The organism is Bartonella sp. AA86SXKL (assembly GCF_042196885.1).
On record NZ_JBHIRE010000251.1, the window covers coordinates 1 to 342 of the forward strand.

Genomic DNA, 342 nt, shown 5'->3' on the forward strand with positions numbered 1-342 from the left:
AATCTTGAAACTATTAAGCTGTATAGTTGTCTTAACTATAGCTGGATGTCTTAATCAACCACCTCCATCTACTTTAGCATTGTGGGAAAAACCAGGTGCCGATAAAGTGATGACCCAACAAGCCTTGACAAAATGTGGTTGGAAACCAGTCTATTTTTCCCCTGAAGATATGGATTCACGTATGAGTGAGTTTGCATGAATTTATGAATGCATAAGCAAAGCAGGATATCGGTATAAGTTGCAGGCTTATGCATGAAGTTATGAATGCATAAGCAAAGCAGGATATCGGTATAAGTTGCAGGCATCCAATGGAATTTACGTTTCATAAGCACCTCGGAGCAA

The 342-nt window shown here is 39.2% G+C and carries 1 pseudogene; it reads left to right on the plus strand.

The features are described 5' to 3' along the window. Position 1: 1 nt before the first annotated feature. Positions 2–196 (plus strand): annotated as a pseudogene (locus ACFIO5_RS11325) (hypothetical protein); the annotation flags it as partial. Positions 197–342: the final 146 nt, after the last annotated feature.